The 16892-nt window shown below is 67.0% G+C and carries 16 protein-coding genes; 9 read left to right on the plus strand and 7 right to left on the minus strand.

Going from position 1 to position 16892, the window contains the following annotated elements:
• Positions 1 to 31 precede the first annotated feature (31 nt).
• Complete coding sequence (locus N826_RS26580; RefSeq protein ID WP_044433736.1) at positions 32 to 223, plus strand: hypothetical protein; 192 nt, start codon at positions 32 to 34, stop codon at positions 221 to 223.
• Positions 224 to 483: 260 nt separating this feature from the next.
• On the opposite strand, the gene N826_RS26585 is transcribed toward N826_RS26580, so the two are convergent.
• Together N826_RS26585 and N826_RS26590 are read right to left on the minus strand one after the other, a co-directional pair.
• A complete protein-coding gene (locus N826_RS26585) occupies positions 484 to 1659 on the minus strand; it encodes a M20 family metallopeptidase (RefSeq protein WP_044433738.1) in 1176 nt (391 codons plus the stop codon).
• Complete coding sequence (locus N826_RS26590; protein ID WP_044433740.1) at positions 1656 to 2441, minus strand: IclR family transcriptional regulator; 786 nt, start codon at positions 2439 to 2441, stop codon at positions 1656 to 1658. Before N826_RS26590 ends, N826_RS26585 begins: the two co-directional genes overlap by 4 nt.
• 182 nt (positions 2442 to 2623) lie before the next feature.
• On the opposite strand from N826_RS26590, the gene N826_RS26595 reads away from it, so the two are divergent.
• The 6 genes from N826_RS26595 to N826_RS26620 all read left to right on the plus strand — a co-directional run bounded on the left by N826_RS26595 (position 2624) and on the right by N826_RS26620 (position 9458).
• On the plus strand, positions 2624 to 4162 hold the full coding sequence (locus N826_RS26595; RefSeq protein WP_244619591.1) for an ABC transporter substrate-binding protein: 1539 nt from the start codon (positions 2624 to 2626) through the stop codon (positions 4160 to 4162).
• A gap of 76 nt (positions 4163 to 4238) precedes the next feature.
• Positions 4239 to 5156, plus strand: a complete 918-nt coding sequence (locus tag N826_RS26600) for an ABC transporter permease (protein WP_044433743.1) — start codon at positions 4239 to 4241, stop codon at positions 5154 to 5156.
• A 3-nt stretch (positions 5157 to 5159) separates the two neighbouring features.
• Positions 5160 to 6080, plus strand: coding sequence for an ABC transporter permease (locus N826_RS26605; RefSeq protein ID WP_044433745.1), 921 nt, complete (start codon positions 5160 to 5162; stop codon positions 6078 to 6080).
• Between the two features lie 2 nt (positions 6081 to 6082).
• Positions 6083 to 7051, plus strand: coding sequence for an ABC transporter ATP-binding protein (locus N826_RS26610; RefSeq protein ID WP_044433747.1), 969 nt, complete (start codon positions 6083 to 6085; stop codon positions 7049 to 7051).
• Positions 7048 to 8073 carry an ABC transporter ATP-binding protein gene (locus N826_RS26615; protein ID WP_044433749.1) on the plus strand — a complete coding sequence of 342 codons (1026 nt, stop codon included), beginning with the start codon at positions 7048 to 7050 and terminating at the stop codon, positions 8071 to 8073. The genes N826_RS26610 and N826_RS26615 overlap by 4 nt, the downstream gene beginning before the upstream one ends.
• On the plus strand, positions 8070 to 9458 hold the full coding sequence (locus tag N826_RS26620) for a M20 family metallopeptidase (RefSeq protein ID WP_044433750.1): 1389 nt from the start codon (positions 8070 to 8072) through the stop codon (positions 9456 to 9458). The genes N826_RS26615 and N826_RS26620 overlap by 4 nt, the downstream gene beginning before the upstream one ends.
• Before the next feature lie 79 nt (positions 9459 to 9537).
• Here the strand turns inward: N826_RS26620 and N826_RS26625 are convergent, their stop codons facing one another.
• Positions 9538 to 9735: a hypothetical protein gene (locus tag N826_RS26625; protein WP_044433752.1), complete on the minus strand. Its 198-nt coding sequence runs from the start codon at positions 9733 to 9735 to the stop codon at positions 9538 to 9540.
• A 194-nt stretch (positions 9736 to 9929) separates the two neighbouring features.
• Between N826_RS26625 and N826_RS26630 the strand changes: the two genes are divergently transcribed.
• Positions 9930 to 11903, plus strand: a complete 1974-nt coding sequence (locus N826_RS26630) for a S9 family peptidase (RefSeq protein ID WP_044433754.1) — start codon at positions 9930 to 9932, stop codon at positions 11901 to 11903.
• Between the two features lie 141 nt (positions 11904 to 12044).
• On the opposite strand, the gene N826_RS26635 is transcribed toward N826_RS26630, so the two are convergent.
• Both N826_RS26635 and N826_RS26640 read right to left on the minus strand, forming a co-directional pair.
• Positions 12045 to 12596 (minus strand): nuclear transport factor 2 family protein, encoded by a 552-nt coding sequence (locus N826_RS26635; protein WP_044433851.1) that lies wholly within the window; start codon positions 12594 to 12596, stop codon positions 12045 to 12047.
• A 119-nt stretch (positions 12597 to 12715) separates the two neighbouring features.
• Positions 12716 to 13786, minus strand: a complete 1071-nt coding sequence (locus N826_RS26640) for an aldo/keto reductase (RefSeq protein WP_044433755.1) — start codon at positions 13784 to 13786, stop codon at positions 12716 to 12718.
• An 87-nt stretch (positions 13787 to 13873) separates the two neighbouring features.
• On the opposite strand from N826_RS26640, the gene N826_RS26645 reads away from it, so the two are divergent.
• Positions 13874 to 14764, plus strand: a complete 891-nt coding sequence (locus N826_RS26645; protein WP_044433756.1) for a LysR family transcriptional regulator — start codon at positions 13874 to 13876, stop codon at positions 14762 to 14764.
• A gap of 19 nt (positions 14765 to 14783) precedes the next feature.
• On the opposite strand, the gene N826_RS26650 is transcribed toward N826_RS26645, so the two are convergent.
• Complete coding sequence (locus N826_RS26650) at positions 14784 to 15935, minus strand: ABC transporter ATP-binding protein (RefSeq protein WP_147040677.1); 1152 nt, start codon at positions 15933 to 15935, stop codon at positions 14784 to 14786.
• Position 15936: 1 nt separating this feature from the next.
• Positions 15937 to 16857, minus strand: coding sequence for a polysaccharide deacetylase family protein (locus N826_RS26655; protein WP_211099392.1), 921 nt, complete (start codon positions 16855 to 16857; stop codon positions 15937 to 15939).
• Between the last annotated feature and the right edge of the window lie 35 nt (positions 16858 to 16892).

The raw sequence follows: 16892 nt of genomic DNA on the forward strand, positions 1-16892 counted from the left end.
AAGCAACCACCTTCCCTGTCCGGTGAAAGACATGCTCACGCACAACGACTGGATAATGCATGCGAAGGCGACCCGAAGCCTGGGTCTGCGCGCGCTGAACCAGGGCGATGCCCAAGCCGCGGCCACCTTCTTTTCCGCCGCCCGCAGGATGGAACAGATGGCGGAACAGGAGGGCGTCCTCCCGATGGAGCACCCTCGGGCTCCGATCACTCTCAGGAGGTGAAGAGACTGCGCGGATTAGCGTAGCTCGATCTTGCCCGCGTGAAGCGGCTTTCAGAGCCGGGCAAGGTCGGCGAGAGGATGGCGATGATCGCCAGGGGTCGCTGTGGAGTACATCCTTATCGAGCGACACCGACTTGACCCACCGGCTTCTGTACAATGCTTCATCTTGGATGTCCCGCCAGAGGATTTCACCGATACCTGGGTTCATGAGGAGGGGAATTCCAAAGCGGAGTACACATCGTTTCCGCGATAGCCGCCGGGTCAGGCAGGGCGGGCCATCCTCAGAACGGTCGTGGCAAGGATCTGGGCACGGGCGAGCAGGGAGGGAACCTCGATATACTCGTCCGCGGTATGGGCCCTGCCGCCGACCGGGCCGGTGCCGCAGAGGGTAGGCGCTCCCAGGCTGGCGGTGAAACCGGAATCGGCGCACCCGCCGGTGAACTCGCCCGAGATCGGGTGGCCGAGTTCGGCGGCGACGGAGAGATAGGCGCCGGTCACCGCCTCGCTCGCGGGCGTCGGCACCAGCGGCAGGAACTCGCTCAGCAGGGTCGCGCGGGAGCGGGTGCCGGGCACCTGGACCTCCGCCATGATCCGCTCCACCGAGGCGACGAGATGGTCGCGCTGGTCGTTGGTCACGTAGCGGGTGTCGATCTCGCCCCTGGCATGGGGAGCCGTGGTGTTGTGCGACTGGCCGCCGCCGGCAAGCCCGACATTCACGGTGATGCCCTCGGGCACGCGGGTAAGGCCGTGCAGGGCCACGATCTTGTGCGCCATCTCCCCGATGGCGCTGGCGCCGTCCGTGAAGTTGACGCCGGAATGGGCCGCCTTCCCCGTCACCTCGAAGGTGAAGTGGAGCCCACCCTTGCGCCCGGTGACCACGTTGCCGGACACGCGCCCCGGCTCGGCGTTGAAGACCGCGCGGGCTTTTCTGGCTTCCCGCTCGATGAAGGGCCGAGAGGCGAGCGAGCCGATCTCCTCGTCCCCGGTCATCAGGGCGACCAGCGGGATGCCGGGTGCTAATTGCCTGAAGGCCGCCATGACGAAGGCGTTCATGACCAGCCCGCCCTTCATGTCGGCGACACCGGGGCCATAGGCCCGGCCACCCTCCATGCGGAAGGGCCGGCGCGACGCCTCGCCCTTGGGGAACACGGTATCGCGGTGGCCCATCAGTAGGAAATTCCGGCCGGCATGGTCCAAGCCGGCATGGTCCGGAACCGTGGCCATGCGCATGGCGTCGCCACGTTCCGCGACCGGCTCGGTCCGGACGGCGATCCCGACGGATTGGAAGAATTGGACCAGCCGCGCGCCGACGGCGTCCACACCGGGCTTGTCGTAGGAGCCGCTGTCGATGTTGACCAATTCGGCCAGCAGCGCCAGCATGGCGGGTTCCCGCTCGGCCAGCCAAGCCCGGATCTCGTGTTCGTTCGCGTCTTTCATGATGCTTCCCTGATTCGTTTGACGGTGGCCCGGCTGAGCGCCTGGGCCGTCTCGATCGCCGGACCGGCGAATTTGCGGGCGTATTCCTCCGGCGTCCATTCCGCCAGCGAGCCCGCGATATGGACCGCCGCGACCGGGCTGCCGCCGGCGTCGATCACGGCGGCGCCGATCACCACCTCGCCCAGCAGCACCTGCTCCGCCGCCACCGCGTACCCCTGGCGCCGGACGGCGGCGATTTCCTCCAGCAGGAGGTTTGGGTCCACCAGCGTCTTGGGCGTGAGCGGAGCCAGGTCGGAGCGCGCGACGATGTCGGCCGCGCGGGCGGGCTCCAGCTCCGCCAGGATTGCCCGGCCGCCCGCGGCGCAGAAGGTCGGCACCCGGCGGCCGACCAGCGAGGCCGCGAAATACTCCCGCTCGCTCTGCTGCCGGATCGCGTAGATGACGCTGGTGTCGTCGAACAGCGACAGCTTGATGTGCTGCCCGGAAAACCGCCGCAGTTCGATCAGCGCGGGGGTCGCCGCCTCGATCAGCGGGTTGGAGCGGAGATAGTTGTAGGTGACCTCCAGCAGCCGCTTGCCGAGGCCGTAGCGCCGTGTTTCCGGGCATTTCTCCAGATACCCCGCGAGATGGAGCGTGTGGGCGAAGCGCTGGGCGGCGCTTTTGTCCACGCCGCAGCGGGCCGCGATCTCCGTCAGCCCGAGGAAACGGTTTCCGCCGTCGAACGCCTGGAGGACGCGCAGCGCCTTCTCCACCGACTGCACCAGCAATGCGTCCCGCGTCATGGATGCTCCATAGGGCTGATTATTGGGGTTGCCCGCAAATAATATACGGTATTAAATGATCACAAATCCGTATCGCCATGCAATACGCTATCGCACGGCTACCCGAAAAGGCAACGGACGGAAAACGTCCCCAGGGAGACTTCATCGGCATGCGCACAGCAAGCAACGGAGGGAGACCGACGATGACAATAGGCACTGGGAAGATGCGTATCGGCCTGCTCGCGGCGGCCCTTCTGGCGGGCACCGGCTTGCTCGCCCAGCCGGCCCTGGCCGGAAAATCCGACAACAGCGTCCATCTCGCCTACGACCAGGCTCCGGAGAACGTCGATCCCTTCTTCAACAACGTCCGGATCGGCGTCATCATCGGCCAGCATGTCTGGGACACGCTGATCTACCGCGACCCTGATACGGGCGAGTACAAGGGGCAGCTCGCGAAATCCTGGCGGCAGGTCGACGACCGGACGCTGGAGTTCGACCTGCGCGAGGGCGTCAAGTTCCACAACGGCGAGGAGTTCGACGCCGACGATGTCGTCTATACCCTAAACTTCGTTTCCAAGCCGGATAGCGGCGTCACGACCCAGCAGAACGTCGCCTGGATCGAGAAAGCGGAGAAGCTGGACAAGTACAAGGTCCGGGTGACGACCAAGCAGGTCTTCCCGGCCGCGATCGAGTACCTGTCCGGCCCGGTGGTCATGCACCCCAATGAGTATTACGCCAAGGTCGGCCCGCAGGGCCAGAACCAGAAGCCGGTCGGTACCGGCCCCTTCCGCGTGGCCGCGCACGAGATGGGCAAGTCGATCACGCTGGAGAAGAACCCGGACTACTTCAAGGACTCGCCCAAGAAGCAGGGGCCGATCGAGACGGTCGAGATCCGCTTCATCCCCGACCGCCAGACCCAGATGGCCGAGGTGCTGTCCGAGGGCGTCGACCTGATCATGCACGTGCCCAAGGACCAGGCCGATCAGATCGGAATGGTGCCGCACCTGAAGGTCGTCAGCGGCGAGACGATGCGCATCGTCTTCATGCAGATGAACACCCTGGACAACACGCCGGCGCCGGCCCTGAAGGACGAGCGGGTGCGCCGTGCGATCATCCACGCGATCGACCGCGAGACCATGGTCAAGGAGATCGTCGGCGCCGGGTCGCGGGTGATCCACACAATCTGCTTCCCCGAGCAGTTCGGCTGCACCGACGAGGGCGCGCCGCGCTACGAGTACGATCCGGCGAAGGCCCGGCAGCTGCTGAAGGAGGCCAGATTCCCCAACGGGATCGAGCTGAACATCGTGGCCTATCGGGAGCGCAACCAGACCGAGGCCATGATCGGCTATCTCCAGGCTGCCGGTATCAAGGCGAACCTCAACTTCCTGCAATACGCGGCCATGCGGGAACAGATCCGCGGCAACAAGGCCATGCTGACGCACCAGACCTGGGGCTCGTTCTCGGTCAACGACGTGTCCGCCTCGACGCCGGTCTATTTCAAGTTCGAGAGCGACGACATCACGCGCGACCCGGAGGTGCGCGACTTGCTCCAGAAGGGCGACACCAGCGTCGATCCGGAAGCGCGGAAGGAAGCCTACGGCAAGGCGCTGGCGCTGATCGCCGAGCGGGCCTACGCGGTGCCGCTCTACTCGCTTCCCGTCTACTACGTCGCGGCCAAGGACCTCGAGTTCAAGGCTTACGCCGACGAGATGCCGCGCTTCTGGGAGATGACCTGGAACTGAGGCCCCTCCGTCGGGCGGGGCGCCGACTGGAGCCTGGACGGCGTCCCGTCCGCCTTTCGCAGAAAAGGACCTCGACTTGGCACTTTTCATCATCAAGAGGCTTGGCCTCGCGCTGCTCGTGGCGCTCACCGTCTCGATCATATCCTTCGTCCTGCTGCGCACCTCGGGCGATGCCGCCATCGCCATCGCCGGCGAGGGCGCACGGGACATCGATATCGAGGCGATCCGGCAGGCCTACGGGCTGGACCGGCCGCTGGCGGTGCAATACCTGATCTGGCTGGGGCAGACGCTGGGCGGCGATTTCGGGCAGTCGCTCTATTTCAAGACCGACGTGGTCGACCTGGTGCTCGCCAAGGCGCCGGTGACGCTGCTCCTGGGGCTGCTCTCGCTGGCGTTCGCGCTGCTGGTCGCGATCCCGCTGGGCGTGCTGGCGGCGGTCTTCGCCAACAGCTGGATCGACCGGGCGGCGCTCGCCGTCGCGGTGTTCGGGCAGGCCATGCCGAACTTCTTCTTCGCGCTGCTGCTGGTCATGCTGTTCTCGATCACGTTCCGCTGGCTGCCGGTCTCCGGCTCGGGAAGCTGGCTGCATTTCGTGATGCCGACGGTGGCGCTGGGCTACTACGCGGCGCCCGCCTTCATGCGGCTGGTCCGGGCCGGCATGGTCGAGGTGCTGTCGGCCGACTACGTGCGGACGGCGCGCGCCAAGGGACTGCCGACCCGCACGGTCGTGTTCAAGCACGCGCTGCGCAACGCCATCGTCCCGGTGGTGGCGCTGTCCGCCGTCCAGCTCGGATACCTGCTCGGCGGGTCGGTGGTGATCGAGACCATCTTCGCCCTGGATGGGCTGGGGTTCCTCGCCTACCAGAGCATCACCCACAAGGACTTCCCGGTGATCCAGGCCGTGGTGGTGATGCTGTCGGTGATCTACGTGCTGCTCACGCTTCTGGGAGACATCGCCAATGCCTGGCTCGATCCGCGGATTCGGGTGGCTTGAGCCATGACCGGAACAGCATTTCCTCCCGCCACCTCCGCCCCATCCAGCGCCGCCGCGGTGGCCGAGCTGAGCGCCGGAGCCCGGCTGCGCCGGCGCATGTTCGGCCAGAAGAGCTTCGTCTTCGGCGTCGGGCTGCTGCTCGTCATCGTCGCGGTGGCCCTGCTGGCGCCCGTGCTGGCGCCGCACGATCCCTATGCCCAGAACCTGTCGCAGCGCATGGTCCCGCCGTTCTGGTACGCCAAGGGCGGCTGGGAACACCTGCTCGGCACCGACAACCTGGGCCGCGACTATCTCTCCCGCCTGCTCTACGGCGCCCGCATTTCGCTGCTGATCGGCCTGTCGGTGATGGTCATCTCCGGCCTGATCGGCACGACCCTGGGGCTGCTGGCGGGCTATTTCGGCGGTAAGGCCGATCTGATCGTGACTTTCCTGATCACGACCCGGCTCGCCATGCCGGTGATCCTGGTGGCGCTGGCCGTGGTCGCCATGGTCGGCGGCTCGCTGCCGGTGGTGATCCTGGTGCTGGGCCTGCTCAAGTGGGACCGCTTCGCGGTCGTCATGCGGAGCGCCACCCAGCAGGCCCGCGCGCTCGACTACGTGACGGCGGCGGAGGCGGCCGGCGCCTCGACGCCGCGGATCATCCTGGGCGAGATCCTGCCCAACGTCTTCCCCCAGCTGATCGTCGTCGCCACGCTCGAAGCGGCGAGCGCCATCCTGCTGGAAGCGGCGCTGTCCTTCCTCGGCCTGGGCGTGCAGCCGCCGCTGCCCTCCTGGGGTCTGATGATCTCGGAAGCGAAGACCTACATGTTCTTCTCGTTCTGGCTGATCGCGATACCCGGAACCCTGCTGGCGCTGCTGGTGCTGTCGATCAACCTGGCGGGCGACGGGCTGCGCGACGTCGTGGCGCCGGAAGGACGGGGCTGACCATGACCCGTCCCATCCTGGAAGTGGCGAACCTGTCGGTCGACATCAGGACCGCCGGGGGAACCCTGCAAGCCGTCCGCGACGTGTCGTTCTCGGTCGGGCGCGGCGAGACGCTGTGCCTGGTCGGTGAATCCGGCTGCGGCAAGTCGGTAACCTCGCTCGCCATCATGGACCTGCTGCCCCGGGCGGCGACCCGCCGCGTCTCGCGGCTGGCGTTCGACGGCGTCGATCTCGCCCGCAGCGGCAAGGGCGCCGTCAACGCGCTGCGCGGCAACCGCATGGCGATGATCTTCCAGGAACCGATGACCGCGCTGAACCCGGCCTACACGATCGGCGACCAGCTGACCGAGGGCTATCGCCGCCACAAGAAGGCGGGTGCTGCGGAGGCCCGCGAGCGGGCGGTCCACCTGCTGGAGAAGGTCGGCATCGCCGCGGCCGGCGACCGGCTGGGCCAGTATCCGCACCAGCTCTCCGGCGGGCTGAGGCAGCGCATCATGATCGCCATGGCGCTGATGTGCGGCCCCGACCTGGTGATCGCCGACGAGCCGACGACGGCGCTGGACGTGACGATCCAGGCGCAGATCCTGCGCCTGCTCGCCGAATTGCAGCGCGAGCTGGGCATCGCCCTGGTCCTGATCACCCACGACCTGGGAGTGGTCGGCCGCATCGCCGACCGGGTCGCCGTGATGTATGCCGGCGAGGTCGTGGAGAACGGCACGGCGGCCGAGATCTTCACCCACCCGCGCCACCCCTATACCCAGGGGCTGATGGACTGCATCCCGTTGCCGGGCAGGACCAAACCCGGCGAGCGGCTGGGCGTGATCCCCGGCGTGGTCCCGTCGCTGGTCGGCGGGATCCAGGGCTGCCCCTTCCGCGATCGCTGTCCCCACGCCCGGCCCGTCTGTGCCGAGACCCCGCCCGTGAAGACACAGGGCGAGCACGCCTGGCGCTGCATCCTGGAGGACGCATGACCGCACTTGCAGAGACTCCGCTTATCGAAGCGCCCCTTATCGAAGCAAAAGGCGTCACCCGCTCGTTCAAGGTCGGCGCCGGCCTGTTCAACCGGAAGCGCACGCTTCACGCGGTCAACGGCATCGACCTGACCATCCGTAAGGGCGAGGTGCTGGGGATCGTCGGCGAGTCCGGCTGCGGCAAGTCCACCCTGGCCCGCATCCTGCTGGGCCTGCTGCCGCCCTCGACCGGGACGATCAGCTTCCAGGGGCGCGAGCTGTCGACACTGGACCGCCGCGCCGTGGCGCGTCAGGTCCAGCCGGTGTTCCAGGACCCCTACTCCTCGCTGAACCCGCGCCGGCGGATCGCCTCCATCGTGTCGTTCCCGCTCGACGTCCACGGCATCGGCACCGCCGCCGAGCGGCGGCGGCGGGCGCTGGAGATGATGGACCTGGTCGGCCTGCCGGCACGCTTCGCCGACCGCTATCCCAGCGAGCTGTCGGGCGGCCAGCGCCAGCGCGTCGCCATCGCGCGGGCCTTGGTGATGAAGCCGGAGATCGTGGTCTGCGACGAGCCGACCTCGGCGCTCGATGTCTCCGTCCAGTCGCAGATCCTGAACCTGCTGCTGGACCTGCGGCGCGAACTGAACCTCACCTACGTCTTCATCAGCCACAACCTGGCCGTGGTCGAGCACATCGCCACCCGGGTCGCCGTGATGTATCTGGGCCGCGTCGTCGAACTGGCTGAGACTGCCGAGCTGTTCGCAAATCCGCGCCACCCCTATACGACGGCGCTGCTGGCGTCGATCCTGACGCCGGAGCCGGGGCTGGGCATCCCCGAGACCGGGCTTGGCCTGGCCTTCCCCGACCCGCTGAACCCGCCTTCGGGCTGCGTCTTCCATCCGCGATGCCCCAACGCCTTCGGCCCTTGCGCGACGGTCGTGCCGCGCGCGCTGGGGCAGCACCCGGCGGGCCTCGTCGCCTGCCACCTGCACGATCCGGACTACAACACTGCCAACAACCAGGGAAACCGCCCGTCATGAGCCGCGACGCCGCCATCGCCCGTGCGACAGACTATTTCGATTCCGGCGCCTTCCGCACGGACCTCGCCCGCCGTGTCGCCTTGCGGACCGAAAGCCAGAACCCCGAGCGGAAGCCCCTGCTCGACGCCTATGTCGAGGAGGAGATGCGGCCGGCGCTCGAAGCCCTGGGCTTCACCTGCGATACCGTCCGGCACGAGCGCGCCGGGGGGCCGTTCCTGATCGCCGAGCGGATCGAGGACAGGTCGCGCCCGACCGTCCTTGGCTACGGCCACGGCGACGTGATCCGGGGCCTGGACGACGGCTGGAGCGAGGGGCTGTCGCCCTGGGAGATGCGCGAGGTCGGCGACCGCTGGTACGGGCGCGGCGTCGTGGACAACAAGGGCCAGCACTCGATCAATCTCGGCGGCCTCAAGGCGGTGCTGGAAACCCGGGGGAAACTGGGCTTCAACGCCAAGTACCTGATCGAGATGGGCGAGGAGACCGGTTCGCCGGGCCTGCGGGAAGTCTGCACCGAGCACCGGGACCGGCTGGCCGCCGACGTGCTGATCGCCTCCGACGGTCCCCGGCTCTCGGCGGAGCGGCCGACCGTCTTCCTCGGCTCGCGCGGCGGCGTCACCTTCGACCTGTGGATCGACGCGCGGGATGGCGGGCATCATTCCGGCAACTGGGGCGGCCTGCTGTCCAACCCCGGCATCCAGCTCGCCCACGCCATCGCCAGCCTGGTCGGCCCGACCGGTCAGATCCGGGTGCCCGAGCTGGTGCCGGCCGAGGTGCCCGCGAGCGTTCGCCGGGCGCTTGCCGACTGCGAGGTGGACGGCGGACCGGACGGTCCCGCCGTCGAGCCCTGGTGGGGCGAGCCCGGCCTGACTCCGGCCGAGCGGGTGTTCGGCTGGTGTTCGCTGGAGGTGCTGGCCTATGAGACCGGCAATCCGAAGACGCCGGTCAACGCCATCCCGCCGCGCGCCTGGGCGCGCCTTCAGCTCCGCTTCGTCGTGGGGGTCGATGCCCAGGCCGTGCTTCCCGCCGTGCGCCGGCACCTGGACCGGCACGGCTTCCCGATGGTGCAGGCCGCTCTGTCGCGGGAGGAGATCTTCCGGGCGACGCGCCTGGATCCGGAGGACCCCTGGGTGACCTGGGCCGTGGACTCGATCGCCCGGACGACGGGGAAGAAGCCGGCGATCCTGCCCAACCTGGGCGGCTCCCTGCCGAACGACACCTTCTCCGAGATCCTCGGCATGCGGACCGTCTGGGTCCCGCACTCCTATCCGTCCTGCTCGCAGCATGCGCCCAACGAGCACCTGCCGGTGGCGATCGCCCGGGAAGGTCTGGCGATGATGGCCGGGCTGTACTGGGACCTGGGGGAAGCCGAAGTGCCGGCCCGCTGACACCGACGGGCCGCTAGCATTCTGATTCAAAAGAATAATTTCCGTTCACATGCGGGCCGTTGTCGGGCCACGGCCCAACCTACGAAGCAAGAGCCTGTAGGTTGGGCTGTGGCCCAACGACAACTCGCCATGGTTCCGGGTTCGACCTAATCTCCTGCTCGTTCACGGCACTGGCAGTTTCCCGGTCCGCGCCGGTCGGGTAGGGCACGATCATCATGACCGGCTGCGCCGGGTAGGCATCGGCGATAGCGACGATCATGCGGGTCACGCTTGCCATGGCTCGGTGTCCTTCCCCCGATTATGATTTTTGACGCTTGCCGCGTGAGCTGGAATGGGAAGTCAATCGTCGGGAAGATGCCCGAATTCCGCCAGCATTTCCCCTGTTGGAAGGTTCGGGTGTTTTGCATTCCGGCAATTTCCAATAGGGTCGGCCTTTTCCACCCCGTTTCACCGGCGAGGAACTTCATCGAGATGCGCACTGCCCCTTACGGAGCCTGGAAGTCGCCCATTACGACGGACCTGATCGTCGGCGAGGCCGTCGGGCTGGCCGAACCCGGCGTCGATGGCAGCGATATCTACTGGATCGAGAGCCGGCCCTCGGAGAAGGGCCGCAGCGTCATCGTGAAGAGGACGAAGGACGGCGTCATCCGCGACGTTCTCGCATCGCCGTTCGCCTGCCGCAGCCGGGTTCACGAATATGGCGGCGCCAGCTATGTGGCGGCCGGCGGCACGGTCTGGTTCGTCAATTTCATCGACCAGCGGATCTGGAGGCTGGATGAGGACGCGGAACCGGTGCCCGTGACACTCGAAGGCGATGAGGGCGGCCCTGTCGGGAGCGGCTGGCGCTTCGCCGATCTCATCTTCGATGCGCGCCGTGACAGGCTGATCGCCGTCGGCGAACTTCACGGACGGCAGGGCGATGCGGAACCGCTCAACGTCCTTGTGTCGGTGGCGGCGCGGCCCGCGGCACCGCAAGCCCCCGTCGCGATCGCGACGGGAGCCGACTTCTACGGCGCTCCCCGGCTTGACGCCGACGGGGACCGGCTTGCCTGGATCGAGTGGAACCATCCCAACATGCCTTGGGACGGGACGAGGCTGATGGTGGCCGGCGTTTTGACCTCCGGCATGCTGGGGGAGAGCGTGGTGGTCGATGGCGGGGATGACATCGCGATCGTGCAGCCGTCCTGGTCGCCGTCCGGAGCGCTGCATTACGTCTCGGACCGGAGCGGGTGGTGGAACCTGACCCGTTGGGACGGCTCCGGCGCCGGCGTCGGGCTGCTTCCCATGGCGGCGGAATTCGCCCGGCCCTACTGGAATTTCGGGCAGGCGACCTATGCCTTCACCGGGACCGGCGTTGACCGGATCGCCGCCGCCTGCACCCGGAACGGCGTCTGGTCCCTGCTGACCGGCATCGGGGACGGGCTGACACCCGTGCCGGCGCAGATTCCGTTCGATCAGATCGGAGCGGTCAAGGCGATGTCCGACGGCACCCTGGTTCTGCTGGCGGGCAGCGGACGTGAGCCCGCTTCCATCGCCCTTGTGCCGCCCCAGGGCGATGTACGGGTGCTGCGCCGCTCGGCACCGGTCGATCTCCCCGAAGGCATGATCTCGCTGGCGCAGTCGATCGAGTTCACCGGCGCCGGCGGCAGGACCGGCTATGGCTTCTACTATCCACCGACAAACGCGGACCACCAGGCCCCGGAAGGTGCCTTGCCGCCGCTGCTGGTCAAGAGTCACGGCGGGCCGACCGCGTCGGCATCCTCCCAGTTGAGCCTGCCCATCCAGTACTGGACCAGCCGGGGCTTCGCGGTCGTGGACGTGAACTATGCCGGATCGAGCGGCTACGGCACGGTCTATCGCCGGGCGCTCGACGGCCTGTGGGGCGTGGCGGATGTCGAGGACTGCAATGCCGCGGCCACGTATCTGGTGAACCAGGGTCTGGCCGATCCCGACAGGATCGCGATCACCGGCGGCAGCGCCGGCGGCTACACTACGCTATGCGCCCTGACCTTCACCAACCGGTTCCGGGCGGGTGCCAGCCACTACGGCATTTCGGACCTGAAGGCCCTGTATGACGACACCCACAAGTTCGAATCCCGTTACCTCGACCGCCTGATCGGGCCTCTGGAAACGTCGGGCGAGATCATCAGGGCGCGCTCGCCGATCCATCATCTCGACTTGATCGATTGCCCGGTGATCCTGTTCCAGGGGATGGACGACAAGGTGGTGCCGCCCAATCAGGCCGAAATGATGGCGGCTGCGCTTCGCGCCAAGAGCCTCCCCGTCGCGCTTCTCACCTTCGAGAACGAGGGGCACGGCTTCCGGCAAGGAGCGACCATCAGGCGGACGCTGGAGGCCGAGCTGTGGTTCTATGGCCGCATCTTCGGCTTCGATCCGGCTGATGTGATCGAGCCTGTCGAAATCGATAATTGGGCACCGCCGTAAGGGCGCCAGCATAGTGTTTTGGGGGGCATCGCAGAACCTGTTTGGATACGCATGGCTCCTCGCCGGCCGGGCCACCGTGCGGGGGGCTGGGGGCCGGCTGACGATGGGGGACTGAACCTCGGCTGAGTTCGCGACCGGCGGCTATCGCGCACGCGGCTCGTTGTTTTCGACAACCTGCTGGTAAGCGACGAGATCCAGAAAGGCCTCGGCCTCTACGACAGAGCCGTCCTTCATCCGGAATATCCAGACGAACTGGTTGCGATAAGGCGCGCCCGAGGTCGTCGTGGCCGATCCGCTGAAGCGGATGATCACCATTTCTCCATCGGCGACGATATAATGGACCTCCGGCGTCACGGGGGTCGTGAGACGGCTGTTCAGGGGGGTGGCGGCTCGTTCGACAAAGTGATCGAGACCACGATAGGTGCCGGCGACCGGGCCGGAGCCATGGATCGTCCAGACGACGTCGGGCGCGAGAAGCTCCGCAAAGACGTTACCGCCTGCCCGCCACTTCTCGAACGCTTCGCCGACGATGGCCTTGTTCTGCGTCTCGATGACCGTGTCCTGGATCTCGATACCGGCGTCCGGAGCAGTGGTCTCGGCATGCGCCGGCCCGATGATGGCCAGGAATGCCGACGCGATCAGCAGCTTGCGGCTCGCACCGGCGAGGCGGCCGGTCAGGGGAAGGATAGCCATGGGATCGATCCTTTCGTCAGGTTGCTGAAGGATGGGTAGGCCCGCGCTCGTGGCGGCTATGGTCGAGCCTGGAAGGAGCCGCATGCCGGTCTCCTTTCCATGCTGGTCTCCTTCAAAGGTCAGGTGCGGCGAGCTACCGAAGCACCGCCGAAGATCAGTTGCTGGACCAGGGGCCGATCGATGAAGCGGGCCGGGAAAATCGGGTCCGGATCGCTTATCCGGTTCAGGCGATCGAGCTGGTCCGGCGACAGCACGACGTCCAAGGCGCCCAGGTTGTCCTCCGCCTGGGCAAGGGTGCGGGCACCCATGACGGGTGACACGACAGCGGGGTTCGTCAGCGTCCATGCGAGCGCTATCCGGGACGGCGTCGAGCCCACTTCCTCGGCCACGGCGCGAACCTCGTGCGCAATCTCGATCGAGCGTTCGGTGAGATGCCCGGACGAGGCGATGACGCCCTTGCGGCTGGAAGACACGGCCGCCTCGCGTGAATCCTGAACGTCCGTTCGCGAGTATTTGCCGGTCAGCACGCCGCCGCCTAGCGGCGACCACGGAAGCACGCCGAGCCCCAAGGCCGCGGCCATCGGCATGAGCTCATGCTCGACGGTGCGCTCGACGAGACTGTATTCGATCTGGAGCGCTACGAAGGGCGACCAGCCGCGCAGGTCGGCGAGCGTCTGCATTTCCGCGACCCGCCATGCGGATGTATTGCAGATGCCGGGATAGAGGATCTTTCCGGACCGGACGAGATCGTCCAGAGCCCGCATTACCTCATCCGGTCGGGTCGTCATGTCCCATGCGTGCAGATAGAAGAGATCGATTCGATCCGTTCCGAGCTGCCTGAGGCTCTGCTCGACGGACCGTACCATGTTGAGGCGATGATTCCCGCCGGCATTGGGGTTGCCGGGGTCGCGGGACATCGTGAACTTCGTCGCAAGGACGAGCCGCTCGCGTTTGTCGCCGAGGAATTCTCCGAGGAATCGTTCGGCGGCGCCGTTGGTGTAGTTCACCGAAGTATCGATGAAGTTGCCGCCCCGATCGACATAAAGATCGAATATGCGACGGGCTTCGCCGCTGTCGGCGCCCCATCCCCAATCCGCCCCGAAGGTCATGGTGCCAAGACTAATCGGTGAAACCCGCAGTCCTGAGCGTCCCAATAGCTTGTAGTTGTCGAGATTCATATTGTTCACCATCTCCAGTTCTTCCAGCCAAGAATAGATGCTCTAAGATGGGTGGACAACTTGCCCAATGATGACCACGCTGGTAAGCTTGACTAACCAATGGCTATGGATTTGAATGGCATCTCGGTTTTTCTGGCGGTTGCGGAGGCACGAAGCTTCCGCGCGGCGGCCGAGCATTTGGGCGTCACACGGCCTGCGATCAGTCAGACGATCCGCCGCCTCGAAGATCGGTTGGGTGTAGCACTCATTCAGCGAACCACACGGAGCGTCAGCCTGACGGAGGCTGGCGAGCAGCTTTACCGGCGCGTCGCGCCCGCCATTGCCGAGGTCGGTCTGGCCCTGGACGCCACCGCCGATCGGATGAGTGCGCCGAGCGGCCTTTTGCGGCTGGCCGTGTCCTCGATCGCGGAGCGATTCATCTCAGGGCCGCTGCTGTCGGGCTTCGCGGAAGCCTATCCTGCCGTTCAGATCGATGTGACCGTCACGGACGAGGAATTCGACATCGTCGCGGAGGGATATGACGCAGGGGTCCGGCTGGGTGAAGTGATCGATCAGGATATGATCGCCGTCGCGGTGTCCGGCGAGCAACGTCAGGGCGCGTTTGCCGCGCCTTCCTATATCGAGCGCTTCGGGAAGCCCTCCCACCCTTCCGACCTGGCCCGGCATCGCTGTATCGGCTGGCGTCCCGCACCCCACACAGCACCTTATCGCTGGGAGTTCGGTGAAGACGGACGTGAGTTCGATGTGGCGGTCAATCCTCAGATCACCACCAATGACATGTGGTTGATGATCCGCACGGCTTGCGCGGGGGGAGGCATCACGTTCGGGATGGAGGAGACCTTCAGGCCCTACGTCTCGTCCGGTCAGCTGGTGCCTCTCCTCCAGGAGTACTGTCCGCCATTCGCGGGCTTTTTCCTCTATTTTCCCAACCGGCGAAACCTCGCCCCGAAGCTGCGCGCTCTGGTCGAGCATGTACGGCGGTGGCGATAGCGCGCCCGCCTTATCCGGATCACCGATCCTCGACCAGCACGCCGCCGTCCCAGGGCCAAGCCAGCGCCACCGCTTCACCGGGCTTCCTCAGCACTCCCGCCCCGAAGGCGGGCGTGTGCGCCTCCAGCACGCCGAGCGGCGTCTCGACCACGTGGATGTGCTGGCTGCCGACGAACGCTGATGTCACCACGCGGCCCTCCACCCGGTTGCGGTCGCCGACCGCCGCATCCGGCGCCAGCACCGACAGCCGTTCCGGGCGAAGCGCCAGCAGCGCCGTCCGCCCCATCCGCGGCTCGCTGTCCCGCAGGCGGTGGCGCACGCCGGCGCCGTCGATGCCGATCGTCAGGCAGCCGCCGGAGACCGGCCCGGCTTCGCCTTCCAGAAAGTTCGCCCGACCGAGGAAGTCGGCGACGAAGCGCGTGGCCGGCGTATTGTACAGCGCGTCGGGCGTGCCGATCTGCTGGACGCGGCCGTCGCGCAGGATGACGATGCGGTCGGACATCGTCATCGCCTCCTCCTGATCGTGGGTGACGTTGACGAAGGTCGTGCCCAGCCGCTGGTGCAGGCTCTTCAGCTCGAACTGAAGCTCCGCCCGCAGCTTCTTGTCCAGAGCCGACAGCGGCTCGTCCAGCAGCACCACCGCCGGATCGAAGACGAGGGCGCGGGCCAACGCCACCCGCTGCTGCTGGCCGCCGGACAGTTGCCTCGGCATCCGCCCGGCGAAGGCCTGGAGATGCACCAGGTCGATCGCGCGCTCGACCCGCCGGTCCAGCTCGGCGCCCCGGATTCCCCGCAGCTTCAGCGGGTAGGCGATGTTTCCCCGCACCGTCATGTGCGGAAACAGCGCGTAGCCCTGGAACACCACGCCGAAGCCGCGCTTCTCCGGCGGCAATCCGCCGACCGGCTGCCCGTCCAGCAGGATGTCGCCACCGTCCGGATCGACGAAGCCGGCGATTGCCATCAGGATGGTCGACTTGCCCGAGCCCGACGGTCCCAGCAGGCTCAGGAACTCGCCCGAGGCGATATCCAGCGACAGCCGGTCAATCGCGGCGACCGAGCCATACCGCTTCGTCAGCTCACGGATCGACAGCGCGACACGCGGCTCGATACGGGGCCCGGCCATGGGGGAGGGCGGGGAAGTGCCTTCCGGAACGCTCGACGTCATCGCCATGTCAGCCTCGGCTCGGCGTCACGAGATGATCGACCGGCGCCGCCCAGAACGGCACCTCGTCGGTCCTGGGCGTCCACTCGCCCCGGTCCACCAAGCCTTGGACATGGGCCGCGATCTCGGTCATCGGCGCGAACCAAACATCGCCCTTGTCCATCATGTGCTGGATCAGCCGGGCCATCGCGTCGGCCCGCGCCAGCCGGCCCGAGACGAACGGATGCCAGACGGAGACCCATAACCCGCCATAGGTCCACGCCGCGTCGAACTCGGCGCGGAACACCTCCATGGCGCGCTCCGGCGCCTGGATCGGCATCATGAAGCCGAATTCCTTCATGTTGACGTACTGCACCCAGTCGTCCAGCGCGAAGTCGGAAGGCAGCTCCACCAGCGTCCCCTTGGACGACTTCAGCAGGTACGGCACGTCGTCGCCCAGCAGCGAGGCGTCATAGGTGAAGCCCCGTTCGACCAGCAGGTCCGGCGTGTGTTCCGACAGCGCGTAGGCCGGTGCCCGGTATCCCGTCGGCCGGGAGCCCACGATCCTGTCGAAGGCCTCCAGCGCGCGGTCCAGCACGCGCGCCTCGTCGCCGGGCGACAGGGTGTTGGGCCGCTCGTGCAGCCAGCCGTGATGGCCGATCTCGTGCCCCGCCTCGACCAGCGCCTCGATCGCGTGCGGATAGGCTTCGATGCACCAGCCCGGCACGAACACCGTCTGCCTGATACCGTAATGCCGGAAGATGTCGATGATCCGGGGGATCGCCACGAACGGGCCGTAGCGGAGCGCCGACGAGGTCGCCAGCCGCGACGGCGCCGCCTCCCGGTGGTTGAGGTGCAGCAGGCTCTCCACGTCCATGTCGAACGAGAAGCACACGGCGCAGCGGGCGCCGTTGGGCCAGGGCGGCGGGTTCTGGATCAGGGGCGGAAGCATGGGGTCCTTCAGGTATCCACGGGCAGGTATTTCGG

Origin of the sequence: Skermanella aerolata KACC 11604, from assembly GCF_000936425.1 — a bacterium.
GTDB classification, from domain to species: Bacteria; Pseudomonadota; Alphaproteobacteria; order Azospirillales; family Azospirillaceae; genus Skermanella; species Skermanella aerolata.